The organism is Chryseobacterium aurantiacum (genome assembly GCF_003020585.1).
Lineage (GTDB): Bacteria > Bacteroidota > Bacteroidia > Flavobacteriales > Weeksellaceae > Chryseobacterium > Chryseobacterium aurantiacum.
Map to the genome: position 1 here is coordinate 313,152 of NZ_PXUE01000004.1, position 14,566 is coordinate 327,717.

The 14,566-nt window shown below is 34.0% G+C and carries 11 protein-coding genes; 3 read left to right on the plus strand and 8 right to left on the minus strand.

The annotated features are described in order from the left end of the window. Window positions 1–141: 141 nt before the first annotated feature. Window positions 142–2,460: a GAF domain-containing protein gene (locus tag C7D53_RS15785; protein ID WP_106917376.1), complete on the plus strand. Its 2,319-nt coding sequence runs from the start codon at window positions 142–144 to the stop codon at window positions 2,458–2,460. Here C7D53_RS15785 and C7D53_RS15790 read toward each other — a convergent pair. Continuing rightward, the gene (locus C7D53_RS15790) at window positions 2,445–3,368 is read right to left on the minus strand and encodes a bestrophin family protein (RefSeq protein ID WP_106917377.1); all 924 of its coding nucleotides are present in this window, start codon (window positions 3,366–3,368) and stop codon (window positions 2,445–2,447) included. The genes C7D53_RS15785 and C7D53_RS15790 overlap by 16 nt on opposite strands. 16 nt (window positions 3,369–3,384) lie before the next feature. Continuing rightward, the gene (locus C7D53_RS15795; protein WP_106917378.1) at window positions 3,385–4,548 is read right to left on the minus strand and encodes a Pycsar system effector family protein; all 1,164 of its coding nucleotides are present in this window, start codon (window positions 4,546–4,548) and stop codon (window positions 3,385–3,387) included. A 26-nt stretch (window positions 4,549–4,574) separates the two neighbouring features. Here C7D53_RS15795 and C7D53_RS15800 point away from each other — a divergent pair, with 26 nt between their 5' ends. Further along, window positions 4,575–8,291 carry a metallophosphoesterase gene (locus C7D53_RS15800; protein WP_106917379.1) on the plus strand — a complete coding sequence of 1,239 codons (3,717 nt, stop codon included), beginning with the start codon at window positions 4,575–4,577 and terminating at the stop codon, window positions 8,289–8,291. A gap of 332 nt (window positions 8,292–8,623) precedes the next feature. Then, window positions 8,624–9,343: a hypothetical protein gene (locus C7D53_RS15805; RefSeq protein ID WP_106917380.1), complete on the plus strand. Its 720-nt coding sequence runs from the start codon at window positions 8,624–8,626 to the stop codon at window positions 9,341–9,343. Window positions 9,344–9,415: 72 nt separating this feature from the next. On the opposite strand, the gene C7D53_RS15810 is transcribed toward C7D53_RS15805, so the two are convergent. The 6 genes from C7D53_RS15810 to C7D53_RS15835 form a co-directional block, all read right to left on the minus strand. Then, the gene (locus C7D53_RS15810) at window positions 9,416–10,156 is read right to left on the minus strand and encodes a hypothetical protein (RefSeq protein WP_106917381.1); all 741 of its coding nucleotides are present in this window, start codon (window positions 10,154–10,156) and stop codon (window positions 9,416–9,418) included. Window positions 10,157–10,287: 131 nt separating this feature from the next. Further along, complete coding sequence (locus C7D53_RS15815) at window positions 10,288–11,091, minus strand: hypothetical protein (protein WP_106917382.1); 804 nt, start codon at window positions 11,089–11,091, stop codon at window positions 10,288–10,290. Window positions 11,092–11,224: 133 nt separating this feature from the next. Further along, complete coding sequence (locus tag C7D53_RS15820) at window positions 11,225–12,013, minus strand: hypothetical protein (RefSeq protein WP_162926201.1); 789 nt, start codon at window positions 12,011–12,013, stop codon at window positions 11,225–11,227. Between the two features lie 32 nt (window positions 12,014–12,045). Next, window positions 12,046–12,924: an SdiA-regulated/phytase-like domain-containing protein gene (locus C7D53_RS15825; RefSeq protein WP_106917384.1), complete on the minus strand. Its 879-nt coding sequence runs from the start codon at window positions 12,922–12,924 to the stop codon at window positions 12,046–12,048. Window positions 12,925–12,983: 59 nt separating this feature from the next. Continuing rightward, window positions 12,984–13,751 carry a nucleoside triphosphate pyrophosphohydrolase gene (gene mazG / locus C7D53_RS15830; RefSeq protein WP_106917385.1) on the minus strand — a complete coding sequence of 256 codons (768 nt, stop codon included), beginning with the start codon at window positions 13,749–13,751 and terminating at the stop codon, window positions 12,984–12,986. Between the two features lie 240 nt (window positions 13,752–13,991). Continuing rightward, window positions 13,992–14,549 (minus strand): DUF5606 family protein, encoded by a 558-nt coding sequence (locus C7D53_RS15835; protein WP_106917444.1) that lies wholly within the window; start codon window positions 14,547–14,549, stop codon window positions 13,992–13,994. Window positions 14,550–14,566: the final 17 nt, after the last annotated feature.

A 14,566-nucleotide genomic window follows, 5' to 3' on the forward strand; every position in this document is an offset into this window, starting at 1 on the left:
CAAACCCTAAATAATGATATATATACTTCAACCAAACATAAAAAACATGAAATAAAATGTCCTTACAATGCTAATTCTTCCGGTAAAAGACTACATTTGAAAATGGTGTTTTTTTCATAACTTTACTCTAAATTTCAGCAGTTGGCCAATCTTTACAAAAAAGACTCTCCCTTTCAGGTTTATATATCATTCAAAAAATATTTGGATGTGCTGGAGCATATCCGCTATAATGACCGTCTGGAATACAGGGTTAATTATGCTGAATCCTTAATTGACAGGACAAAGAATTTCACCGAGCTGAAAGATGGTTTTCAGGACATCACTCTTTTGGAAAAATATGAAGACCTCATCCGGTTACTTCTTGCTGACCTCTTCCCTACCGGGCTTACCAACAATGAAATAAAAGCCGCAAGTATCCCTCTTTCTAATATCACCTTTAATTACACCGAAAGATTTAAAGGAATTCTTAAAGATGCAGGAAAAGACTTTGAGATAGAACTCCGAAACATTAATGACAATGAGTTTTATGTATTCTGCTGCTGTCTGATTCTTCAGACTTATTTCAAGAAAGATATTAAAAGTACGATCCCTTTCTATTATGACATCCCCAATAAACAGGGGATCATGAAGCATTATAAGATTACTGTAAATTCAGATTTCACTGAAATTTATCCTACAGAACTAGCAAAAATTCCTTCTGATGATATTCTGGATATGCTTTTGGAAAATCTTGATGATTTTAAACTGTGGAAAAAGTATTTTCCATCACAATCATGGATACTAAAAGGGTTCACCATTATTTCACTGGTAGATTGTACTTCTGAAGTGGCATTGTCTGATCTGAAATCAAGCATGATTGAAATTGATCCTGAAGACTTAAACCCCAATGAAAATCTGACCGAAATTTTTAAATCTTATTTTGATGTAGCAGACCTCAACTTCGGGCTGATGACTTTCAATAAGAAAGAACAAAAACTGGATAAACTTCCTATTTATGAAAGTTTACTAACCAATCATATTCTTGATTTCTGGATCAACACTTTTGACGAAGAAACCAGAATAAATACATTCAATAATATCAGTCATAATTCTAAGCCTATTGTTGTTTCCAATGTGAACAACCTGGATGAAAATATAAGGCAGCTTCCTTCCTTCAATATTTTAAAGGATAATAATGTCAACAGTTTCATGGTCATTCCTATTATGAAAGATAATGATCTACTTGCAATTATGGAATTTACGTCTTCTATTGCCGGTAGTTTTAATGGGTTAAAGCTCAAAAAAATGGAGTTTTTTTCAGACATGATTCTCTTCTCTCTGAGTAGGTTCTATTTTGAAAAAAATTACCAGATAGAAGCCATTATCCAGCGTGAGTACACCTCCATCCACGATAGCGTGGTATGGAAGTTCAGGAATGAAGCTGAAAAGTATTTTACGGCATCACTTGGAAAAAAAATATATACGTTAAAGCAAATATCATTTAAAAATCTCACTCCTTTATTTGGTGTCTCTGATATTCGTTCTTCTTCTGAAAAACGTTTTAACTTAATGCTTCAGGATCTCAACCAACAGATTGAGTGGTTAGTTGATATTTTAGCCCTAACCAATTCTGATTCAGAGAAATTCACATTAGCTCTTGATGTTTTCGAGAATGAACTGAATAATGAGATCAAAGCGGATACGGAACAACGTTTTCAAAGATTATTGAGAGAAGAAATTCATCCTTTTTTACAAGCCAAGCTGGAAGTAAGATCATCCCGTGAAGTAAAGACAAAGATCAAGGATTATTTTTTACAGGTACGTCCCCAAACGGATCTATTCTATAATCACAGAAAAAAACTGGACGATTCTATTACGCTTCTCAATAGAAAACTGGCAGATATGCTGGATGAAAACCAAATCAAAGCCCAGCAGATTTTCCCCCATTACTATGAAAGATTCAAGTCTGATGGTGTAGAGCATAATCTGTACATTGGTCATAATATTGCCCCGGAACTGCAATATACTTCAAAAGTGGTACATAAATTAAGGTACTGGCAGCTGAAGACTATCTGCAAAATGGAACTAGAGTTCCAGACTTTTAAACAGGATCTCCCTATTTCATTGGATATAGCTTCTTTGATTTTCGTTTATAATGAGAAAATAGACATCCGTTTCAGAATGGATGAAAAACGATTTGATGTAGACGGAGCCTACAATTCTTATTATGAAATTATAAAAAAACGTCTGGACAAAGCCCATGTAAAGGACTCTTCAGAAAGAATCACTGCTCCCGGAAAAATCACCATCGTCTACTTTGGAATGGAAAATCAGAAAGAATATCTGGACTACATTTCGAGACTTCAAAAGAAAAATATTCTACAGCATAATGTAGAGTTTCTAAAGGTGGAAGATCTTCAGGGGATTACAGGATTGCTGGCGTTGAGAGTTTCAATCTGCCAGGATCAATCTATAAAATAGGAATTTGTTTTTTTCAACTCTCCTTGTGGGATTTCAGCCTGTTCAAAAATAGAGAATTCTATGGTACGGCAAATACTATTCAAAGCAAGATCATTTTCCTCTTCCCCAAAAGGTTCCCCTATTTCCTGAATAATAGCATCCAGTGCAATAAAGGTATAGCTTATCAGTAAAACAATTAAGGGCATCATCCAGCCCAAAGAATCTACCAGCCCGAAAGGAAGCCAAAAACAGTATAAATAAACTGTGCGGTGCAGCAAAATACTATAAGCAAATGGAAGCGGTGTATTATAAATCCTCTCACATCCTCCCGAAATATTAGAAAACTGGTTAAGTTGATGATCCATAGAGGTCATTACGATGGTATCTATATTTCCTTTTTTATTTTGCTCATTCAGCCAATCGGCAATAAATCCCAGGATAATGCTTGGAATAAACTTTTTATCTTTCAACTGCACTACCTGCTCCGGAGATAATAGTCTTGATAAATGTTCTGTTCCTGATTTATCTCTCAACTGATAATTCAGAGACCAGCAAAAAGCAGAAATCATCTTAATAATCTTCTCTTTTTCTTCTTTAGCCTCCGGTGACGAATCATTTACCAGAGATAGAATCTGTCTTGTAAGTGATCTTGTTTCAATGACAAGAAGACCCCAAAGTTTTCTGCCCTCCCAAAAACGGTCATAGCTCGCGGAATTGCAAAATCCCATGAAAATGGCCAGTGCCAGCCCAATCAATGTAAAGATGGTAGGGTTAAGGTGTACTTTATAATCAAAGATTTTTCCTTTGAAATAATAGATTGCCAGAGAAAACAGACTAATCGTAATAAGCTGAACTACAATTTTCTTTAATACGGAACCCCTCCATATAAATAACATTTTCAGCCAATTTGTACGCTGTCTGACAATCATCGTGTTTTATTTTTTATTAAAGACTAAGGAAAGCAAATCCAAATGATAACACCGAAATAATAATTCCGGCCATAAATATTTTATACGTAATGGATAAAAGCTTATACTTTCTGTCAAGAACCTTTCCAAGATAATACAAGTCTTTCACCATAGAGTCATAAATATAATCTCTATCCTTAATCAAATCCCTCATTGCATTATGATAGTCATCAAAAAGCATTTGTTGAAAGTTTCCAAAGAACAGCAGGTTCACTTTTCTGTTGGTAACATCCTGGTTAGTAAATGTTGTCTTCGTTACATTTGGTTTTGTAGACAGGATAGCAAATATTATGGTAAGGACGCTGGATAATAATAGTATAAAGCTCGGAAGAATAAGGTGTGAATTTTTCGGAGCATCCAATTTAGGAACCAGTACGGAAAGACAAACCGAAATAATAATTGCATTTACCGATAAAAGAATATTCGCTTTACTGTCTGCAATATCGCTCAGCCTCGTATGGTTGTTAAGGGTCACGCGGAATAAAGTATCTACACTTCTATCTGATTTCTCTTTTTCTTTCTTTCCCTCAGAATTATCTTTTTTCTCCTCCTCTTTTACAAGTTTCTTTTCAATTTTTTTGATATTTTTCTTTTTTAAAGGTTCCCAGTTTTCCTTGGCATAATCTGTATAAAAGGTATGCTTATTTTTCAGCATATCAAGGTTTCCGGCATTCCATTCATCATTGGAAAAGCATCTTACATTGGTAAGCTCCCATTCTTTTCTTAAAGCATCAGAAATATCATTGTAATCATGCCCTGCAAAATGACTGAAGTCAGCATCCTTTACAATTTTCTCTAATAATCCCTGAGGTTCATAATTAATCTTGGTAGCTAAGATTAGTTTTTCTACATCGGCAATATAACTTTCAGGAAAATTCTCCTGATTTAGAAAGTTTTTCATGATCTCGACGCTTCTTTCCTCATGATTCATGGCACATTCTATATAGCCGGTATCATGAAACCAGAGAGCCACGAGTACCTTTTCCTGATCCACTTCAGAAACAGGAGTATTTTTCATGATTTCCTCTGCCTTATTAACGGTATAGGCAGTATGGATAAAATTATGATAAAAATATACCGAAGATAACTTATCTTTGAATAAGATTTCAACATAATTTTTAGCTTTGTGTAGAATGCTCATTCCTGAATTTTTGTTAATGTAAATTTATGAATTTATCCTTTAAAACTCATCTAAAAAATACTTCTATTGTTTTACGAACAGTAATGTCCGCCGGAGTGTTATATTCCTGCGCAACTTATAACGTACAAAAAGGCAAAAACTTATTTGAAGTAAAAGATTCCGAGATAAAATCTGAAAATGACTTTAAGGTTTTCCTCATCGGAGATGCCGGAAATGCAGATGAACCTCAGGCCCAAAAAACCTTGAACTTCCTTAAAGGTAAACTAGATTCGGCAAACAGCAACTCTATGCTGATCTTTCTGGGTGATAATATCTACCCTAACGGAATGCCTAAGGAAACGGATAAAGATTATGATATAGCCAAACAAAAACTGGAAAATCAGCTTGCCATCACTAAAAATTTTAAGGGAAAAACATTAGTAATCCCCGGAAATCATGATTGGTATAACGGTTTAGACGGCTTAAAAGCTCAGGAAGCATTTGTAAAACAATACTTTGATGATAAAAAGCCGTTTCTTCCTAAAAATGGCTGCCCGATTGATGATATTAATATATCCAATGATATTAAATTGATAGCAATTGATACAGAATGGGTTATTGCCAATTGGGATAATTATCCTGGAATCAATAAAAACTGCAATATCAAGACCCGTGAAGATTTCTTTACAGAATTTAAGGATCTGATCATTAAAAATCAGGGTAAAAGAATTATTGTAGCGCTGCATCACCCTGTCATAAGCAGTGGAACTCATGCAGGCTTTAATTCTGCTAAGTCCCATTTGTTTCCTTTTAAAAGTAAAGTTCCTGTACCTGTTATAACCAGTGTTATCAATGTACTCCGAAGTTCTTCCGGAATAAGTCCTGCAGACCTCAACAACCAGCATTATGCAGACCTTGCTAACCGATTAAAAAGTCTTGTACAGGATAAGGAAAATATTATTTTCGTTTCGGGACATGATCACAATTTACAATATCATGAAGATGGTAACATCAGACAGATCATAAGTGGTGCAGGTTCTAAGGTAGATCCGTCTACCATTACGGAACATACTGATTTTTCTTATGGAGGTAATGGTTTTGCTGTTTTAAATATCAGAAAAGACCAAAGTACAGACGTCGAATATTTCTCTACCCAAAATGATCAGTTAAAAAAATTAACCCAAATCTCTGTAGTTTCTAAGCCGGATGTATTTGTGAATAATTTTCCCAATACATTTCCATCTACTTTCTCTTCCAGCATTTACCCTGTACAGCTTACCCAAAAGGGGAAGTTTTACCGATGGTTGTGGGGAGAACATTACAGAAAGTATTATGGAATTCCGATTGAGGCCCCAACGGCCAATCTTTCTGAACTCAATGGTGGTTTTATTCCATTTAGGGAAGGTGGAGGAAATCAGTCTAATAGTTTAAGATTAAAAGCTAAGGATGGACAGGAATTTGTAATGCGGGGTGTGAAAAAAAGTGCTGTTCGCTTTCTCAATAATATGGCTTTTACAAAGAGTACTTTTGGTGAAGAGCTTACAGATACTTTTCCGGAGAAATTCTTATTGGACTTCTATACCACAAATCATCCATTCACTCCATTTTCTGTAGGAAATATGGCTGAGAAGCTTAATATTTTACACAGTAATCCAAAATTATATTATATTCCTAAACAACAGGGTTTAGATAAATACAACCTCAACTACGGTGATGAAATGTATATGATTGAAGAACGTTTTTCTTCGGATCCAAAAACATTGACTTATCTTAATAATGCAAAGGATATACTTTCTACAGACGATGTATTAAAAAACCTCAGCAAAAGCTCTAAATATTCTGTGGACAGAGAATCTTATATCAGAGCTAGACTTTTTGATATGCTTATTGGGGACTGGGACAGGCATTCTGATCAATGGAAATGGGCAGAATATGAAGATGGAGATAAAATCATTTATAAACCTATTCCAAAAGACAGAGATCAGGCTTTCAGTAAATATGACGGAGCAGCATTCAAACTTATCATGAATGTTCCGGCAATCCGCCATATGAAAACATTTACAGAAGATATCAGTAGTGTAAAATGGGTAAATATGGAGCCTTATCCAATGGATCTTGTCTTTTTAAAAGGGTCAACACAGGAAGAGTGGGAAACGCAGGCAAAATACATACAGGAACATTTAACGGATGCAGATATTGATGATGCCTTCCACAATCTCCCCAAGGAAGTACAGGATGATACCATTGCTGACATTGAAAGAAAACTAAAGATACGAAAGACTAAACTACAGGGCTACGCATCTGAATATTACAATATATTGCAGGAAAAAGTTTCTTTAGCAGGAACTGTAAATCCTGACAAGTTTGTTATTACCAAAAACGGACACTCCGTACAGGTACAACAATATGAACTAGGCAAAAACAAGGATAAAAATAAACTGGTTTTTGAAAAGACCTATCATGATTCAAAAACAAAGGAGCTGTGGATTTATGGTTTGGAAGATGATGATATCTATGAAGTAGTGGGAACCGGACGACCTAGAATGACTATCAGGCTGATTGGCGGCTACAATCATGATGTATACAAGGTAGAAGATGGAAGAAAGGTAAAAATCTATGATTTCCTATCTCAAAAGAATACCTATAAATCTGGTAATGCAACGAAAAATATTTCTAACGATTACGAAATAAACACCTATAATTATAAACACCCTAAGTACAATTCTGTAGCAGGCTATCCCAATGCGGATTATAACCCGGATGATGGAGTGATCATAGGCATGCTGGCCAACTATACCGTAAATAATTTTCTTCGTGATCCTTTTACCCAAAAGCATAGTTTAAAAGCTAATTTTTATACTGCCACGGCGGGATTCAGTCTTACTTATAAAGGAGTTTTCAAGAAAGCTATTTCCGGATGGGATTTCAATCTGGATGCATCTTATACTACTCCAAGGTTTTCCCAGAATTTCTTTGGTCTTTCCAATGAAAGTCCCTATGATAAGGAAGAAACGGAAAGAGAATACAATAGAGCAAGGATTTCAAAGTTCAGTGTAGCACCCTCAATTACCAAGAAAAACTGGATGAACTTCAGCCATCAGATTCAGCTTACTTTTGAAGATAATAAAGTACAAAGAAAGGATGGCCGCTTTATTAACCAATCTCCGGATGTGCGACCAGAAGTCTTCAACAGCCAGCAATTTTTAGGAGCCAATTATACATTTAGTTATAAAAATGCAGATAATGTAGCCTTTCCTACTCTTGGAATGGAATTCATGTTAAATGCAGACTGGAAAGCTACTTTCTCTAATTTCAATAAAAATTTCCTTACTGTAAAGGGAAAACTAGCGATTGACCACAGAATTGATAAAAAAGGAATCTTTGTGTTTGCCAACTCCAGCAATGCGATGTGGATCAACAATCATAACTTTGAATTCTATCAAGCCGCTGCTATTGGTGGCAATAACGGTATGAGAGCATTCAGAAATGAAAGATTCTCCGGAAGATCATACTTTATCAATAACTCTGAAATACGATGGGATTTTGGAAGAATCAGAAACAATATTGTTCCTGCCAACATGGGAATCCTTGTAGGTTATGACATTGGCCGCGTATGGAATGATAATGAATACTCAAGAAAATGGCATCAATCTGTTGGAGCCGGAGTTTGGCTGAGCATCGTTGAAATGATGTCTGCAAGACTAAACTATTTCTATGGTGCAGATGGCGGAAGGGTTTCTGCAGGAATAGGTATGAAATTTTAGAAAACACACTTTCAATAGAAATAAATTAACTCCAATTTTTACATCATAAAATAAAATTCATTTTCAATCAATTTACACTTAAAAATCAACGTATTACGATTAAAATATTTGAATTTAAAATAAAAATGAATTTAAATAAAATTTAATAAATCCACTTTTTAATCAACATTTTTTAGTAATAACACAAATATGGCTTTTAAATAAAGGCCATATTTTCTGCATTATAGAACAGCCACATTCATACATCAATATACTTATTGATTTAAGAAAAACAGATGTTTTAAAAAGAAATTATATTTGTTTAAAATTATTTCGATAAAATTAACAACTCGATGAAAAAGAAGCTATTATACATAGCGTTATTCGCTGTGTCCATAAACACAATTGCACAAGTAGGGATACATACACCAACTCCACAACATTCATTACACGTTAATGGTTCTCTCCAGGTTGTAAAAGACATTAATGTGGGGGGAAATGCAAATACCAAAGGAAATTCAGGGAGCAAAGGAGAGTTCTTAATGTCAAACGGAACGGGAAATGCACCGGTATGGAAAAGTATAGAATCTGAAAATTTCTTAAAAGTAATTTATGTTGGGAATAAAACAGACATCAGTCCTGCCAGTGGAAGCTATACAGGAACTCATACCACTCCGGTGAATACTCATGAAAATTATTCACAGACCTATATCTTCAATGTAAGCAATAAGATTGATACTGCTTATTTGACCTACAATTCCGGAACGGGGCTATTTACAGTAGTTAAGGCCGGATTTTACAACATTGTTCCTTATGTTACCTATGACCTGAATCTAAATCCATCAGGGAAAACAGCAGGAACAGCAAACTCCTACATCCAAAGAGTATCACCCAGTCAAACTACGTTTGCTGGCATATCCACCGGCCACGGAGAACGTACCACAGGGCTGAATCATAATTTATCTTCCATCAATTTTTTTAATCCGGGAGATACTTTCAGAATACGTTGCCGCTATACGCAGAACTTCAGGATATCTAGTGGAAATATTCATATCTCCTATCTTACTCCGTAATAAATATAAACCTCACTTACATTTCTATATTATTCAAAAAAAATCCACAGAAAGTATCTGTGGATTTTTAATTTATAGTGGGTGGTATAGTAGAACCTGCCCGTTTGAATCATATTTATAGTCACAATTATAAACCTCTGTTTGCGTAGTAGATCCAGAAGCTAAATCATAGTAAGAAGATTCTATCTTCCTAAAATTATTAGCTGATAAACTTTTAACAAAACATATATCATTAATTAATCTTAATTTTTTAAATGGATTTTTAGCCTTGTCATAATCTGAATAAATAATAGTTTTTATTCCCAAATTTAAACCATTTTTTTGCTCTAATATTTCTTGTTTAAAAAGATTATTGGCGGAATTAAAATAATAAGTTATATAAACATCCCTATTTCCCTCTTTTTCATGTGTAGATATCATATTTTCTGCATAATAATATAACTTTGTTTTAAAAAGCTCAGAACTGAAATTATAATATTCTGATTTTATAGTCCTATTATTTTCTATTTTATGAAGTACATAGGCATTACTGCTAATATTACCACTAAAAACTTTTATTTGATTATCCTGATACAACAAAGAAAATATTAGCCAGGGTGGTTGAGCCGAACGAAAAACAGTCTTTAGATTATCATTTTCATAGGTAAATTGATAATGAGTATTATTAACAGGCGTACTACTTGAATAGGGAGCATCTATATAAAATCCATAGGCTTTATCTGGTTGCAAATCCCGGGTATCTTCTACCGCTTCATCATTGCTGCTGCAAGAAAGCATACATATTCCCAATAGTACGTAAAATATCTTTTTCATAGTTAATTAGTAATGACCGCAAATATAATAATATATCAATAAAGCAGGAAGTATATAACTGAACTTAAATTCTTATCAATAAATTGTGTAATTAAAAAAGCCCCACAATTATTTCTGCGGAGCTTTTATTTTTATAGAGGATAGTACAATAGTACTTGTCCTTTTGAGTCATATTTGTAAAAATTCACACCTGTTGATTTATAAGTAGGATTAGTTGGTTCCATGAAAATAGTTTGGATTGATTCGGATTTTCTGAAATTATTAACTGACAAACTTTTCTCATATAATATATCATTGACCAACCCAAATTTTTTAAATGGATTTTTAGCTTTATCAAAATCTGAATAGATTGTAGTAGTCATAAAGACAGGTTTCCCTTTCCTTTTTTCTAACTTTTCACTTTTAGCAAGGTTTTGATCATTATTAAAAGAATAAGTTACAACAGCTTCCTCTTCTTCCACTACTCCCTTTCTCCAAATAGATACTTTTATTGTATTATTCTCATAGGTATAAAATTTTCGTTGATATACAGTATAATAGGGCATATTATTTTCTATTCTACGATATTCTGCCTCTATGGGCCTGCCATCTTTCATTGTATAATTGATATGTTCAGGATTCAAACTGGAAGCCCATGAGTATTCAACCGTTACCTGATTCCCTTGGTAGGATAGAGCTGTATAGGTATCAACGAAAGTTCCCGCAATAGTTCCATTCTTTCCGGAAATTCTTGTCAAATTACCGTTATTATAATTAAACTTATAGTAGTTATCAGGACCAATAGGAGTAAAGGGGGAGTCAACATAAAAAGCGTACCCTTTGTCAGGTTGCGAATTGGCTTCCTGAACTTCCTCTGCAGTATTTGTAATATCATCGTTACTGCCACTGCATGAAAGCAAGCTAATTCCTAATAAAATGCAAAATATTTTTTTCATAATTAATTAGTAAGATAATAAAGGATAAATGAGATAGATAAATAACCACCCTAGATTCTATGTTATGGATATTTATCTATTTCATAAAGTAATAATGATTTTAGAAAACTTTTTATTAGTCAATACATGGATCTTATAACGGATAATACAATAGAAGTTGCCCGTTTGAATCATATTTATAATTATTATAAGTATAAGACATCGTAAAGTCAGGTTCAAAAACTCCGGAATTTATATATCCATACGTATGTTCCATTTTTCTGAAATTATTGGATGATAAACTTTTAATATATGCAACACCATCAAGCAACCATAAGTTTTTATATGGATTTTTGGAATTATCAAAATCTGAATAAACAATGATATTTACAAACTCTCCTGAATATTTAGATTTAGATACCTCCTCACTTTTAATAAGATTATGCTTACTATCAAAGGAATAAGTTGAAACCATTGTCTTATCAGTTGCATTATATTCTCTGTAAATTATTGTCCTATCCTTTTCATAAGTATAATAAGCTGTATTATTAAGATAGTATTGCTGGTTAATGGCCATTGTATACTGTTCAGATTTCACAGGTTTTTTACCATCCATAGTATAGAGTGTGTATCTGGAATCACCAATCGAAGTCGTTAATACCTTGATTTGATTATTCTCATAAAACAACGTGGTTGTGGGATAAGCTGAATTTGGAAATTCTGGTGAGGGTGGAAATTTATTGGAAACCTCAGTAAGACTTCCGTTTGTATAAGTAAATTGATAATAGCCGGGATCTGTAACAGGATCTGTAACAAATATTCCACTAAGATGGGACCTATAAGCCTTATCAGTATACACATCTTGTCCCTCTTCTACAATATCATCATTGCTGCTGCAAGAAAGCATGCATATTCCCAATAGTACGTAAAATATCTTTTTCATGTTTAATTAGTAATGGCGGCAAATATAAGATTTTATGGCTGAATAGAAAACTGATAGACATTTCCACCCTCATTTTTACCTTTTTCATCTGCAATCATTAAGGTTTTGTCATCTTGAAAAACGATGGCTTCTTTCTGAGAATTATGGTTTAAAGAAATCTTTTGAATTTTGGCCGCACTGAAGTCTTCAGCTGTAAATCCTGTAAGAACATGAACATTTTTATGCGTTAATAATACAATTTTGTCTTTGGTAGTATTAATAGTAGCTGATGTAATAGCTGCATCATTATAACCTCCCTGAAGTTTTAATTTGCCAATCAATTTAGCCTCAAAATCTCCTTCTTTATTCGGGACTTTAAACACAAGGAACGTTCCGTCAAAGCCTTTGCTTCTGTTTTTTGTAAAAAGGTAGAAGTTACCATCCATTTCTACAAATGCCTCACAATCATACAACAGGTTTGATTTTTTTGGTGGAAATTCTGTCTGTCCCTCATAATGAAACTTTGTTGTCTGAACAACCTGCGTCGTTTTTTGAGCAGCGTCTTTAAGATCTGTTTTTAAAATGGCTAGATCACGTCTGTCATTATCATTATTTCCAAAATCTCCAATATAAATATTTCCCTGAGCATCTGATATAATATCTTCCCAATCCGTATTCTCAGCATTTTCTACCGGTACCTTGGCAAGCATTTCTCCTTTATCACTCAGTCCATATACAGCATTCTTATTCCCCCTGTCCTCTATCACCCAAATGGTCTTTTTATCTTTTGATAAAGTGATGCCGGAAACTTCCTTTAACTTTTTAGGTAAAGAAAATTGAGGAGCCAAATCATCACCTTTCGCGGGTGAATTCTGGGCCTTAGGGTTACAGCTTAAAAGAAATAAGGTTGGTAAAATAAGAAGTCTTAGCATTGTGTTGTTTTTTTATTTAAACTAAAAATAAGAAGCATTAATTGTTCCAATCGTGTGGGTTATGATAACTGTTTTGCCTTTTCCCAAAGAACATCCATTTCTTCCAGAGACATATCAGCAAGATTTAAATTTTGCTCACGGGCAATATTTTCCATCTTTTGAAATCTTGAAATAAATTTCAGATTAGTTCTTTCTAAAGCAGAGTCCGGATTTATTCCTGAAATTCTTGCATAGTTAATCAAAGAGAAAAATACATCTCCCAACTCTTGTTCTTTTTTATCCAAGTCTGTTTCAGCATGAAACTCCTGAATTTCCTCATCTACTTTTTTCCAGGCATCCTCTGCATCATGAAATTCAAAGCCAATGCCCTTTACCTTATCCTGAATTCTATAGGCTTTCACTAAACTTGGCAGGCTTTTCGGAACTCCTCCTAAAATAGATTTATTTCCTTCCTTTAACTTTAATTTTTCCCAGTTCTGCTTTACTTCTTCTTCATCTTTCACCTCAGTATCTCCGTAGATATGAGGGTGACGGAAGATAAGCTTTTCATTAAGGGAATTAATCACATCTGCAATATCAAAGCTTTCTTTTTCAGAACCTATTTTAGAATAAAAAACCAAGTGAAGCAGAACATCTCCCAATTCCTTCTTTATTTCCTGTAAATCATCCTGTAAAATGGCATCAGAAAGCTCATAGGTTTCTTCAAGGGTAAGATGACGAAGGGATTGCAGAGTCTGCTTTTGATCCCACGGACATTTCTCACGCAGATCATCCATAATATCCAATAATCTTCCGAATGCTTCTAGTTTCTCCTGTTTCGTATTCATAATGTTGCTGCAAATTCAATCTTATACAAATGTAAGGGTTATTTTGCCTCTACTGCAACCCTTGAAGTTGAAAGTTTATATTAAAGAACACAGCCAGTCTGCAAGAATTTGCAGATTCATAATAGCGATCACCTATGATGTATTATCATGGTTATTGGCTTTTTGATTCCCTTATTAATAAATAAAAAACCTTGTTAAGAGGTTTCTTAACAAGGTTTGTATTTTTAATTCAAAAATGAATTATCCTTTTTTAGTATGTGTGCTTTTCGGAGCCGCTTTTGCAGCTGAAGTAGCTTTTACCTTTGGCGTTGCCGGCTTTTCTGCCTTTGGAGCCGCTTTTTTAGCTTCTTTCTCAATGCTTACCTCTTCTGCAGGCTCACCATCAAGGGTTTCAGCTTCTGCTTTCACAAAACTTTCCGGAGTAATATATCCAGCTTTGTGAAGAATATTATACCACTGAGCCAGTTTCTTGATGTCAGATGCATATACTCTTTCAGTATCATAATTAGGAAGAGAAGCCAACATAAAGTCTTTCAATTCTGCATCAGAAGCCTTGTGAGAAATCGTTTGCTTATAATCATTGTTTTTAGCAACATTTTCAAAAACTTCAAACAAAGGAACTTCTTTATCAAATGTAAACATTGCAATATTATCCAATAAGCTTACCTGGCTAGAGTTACCGATGCTTACTTTTTTCTTGTTGGTAACATCTTCAATGATGAATCCGTTTCTTAATTGAGAAACTAATTTGTAAAGTCCTGGTTTTCCAGAAATTGAAATTATTTTTTCTAACAGCATAATTTTATTTTTTGTAA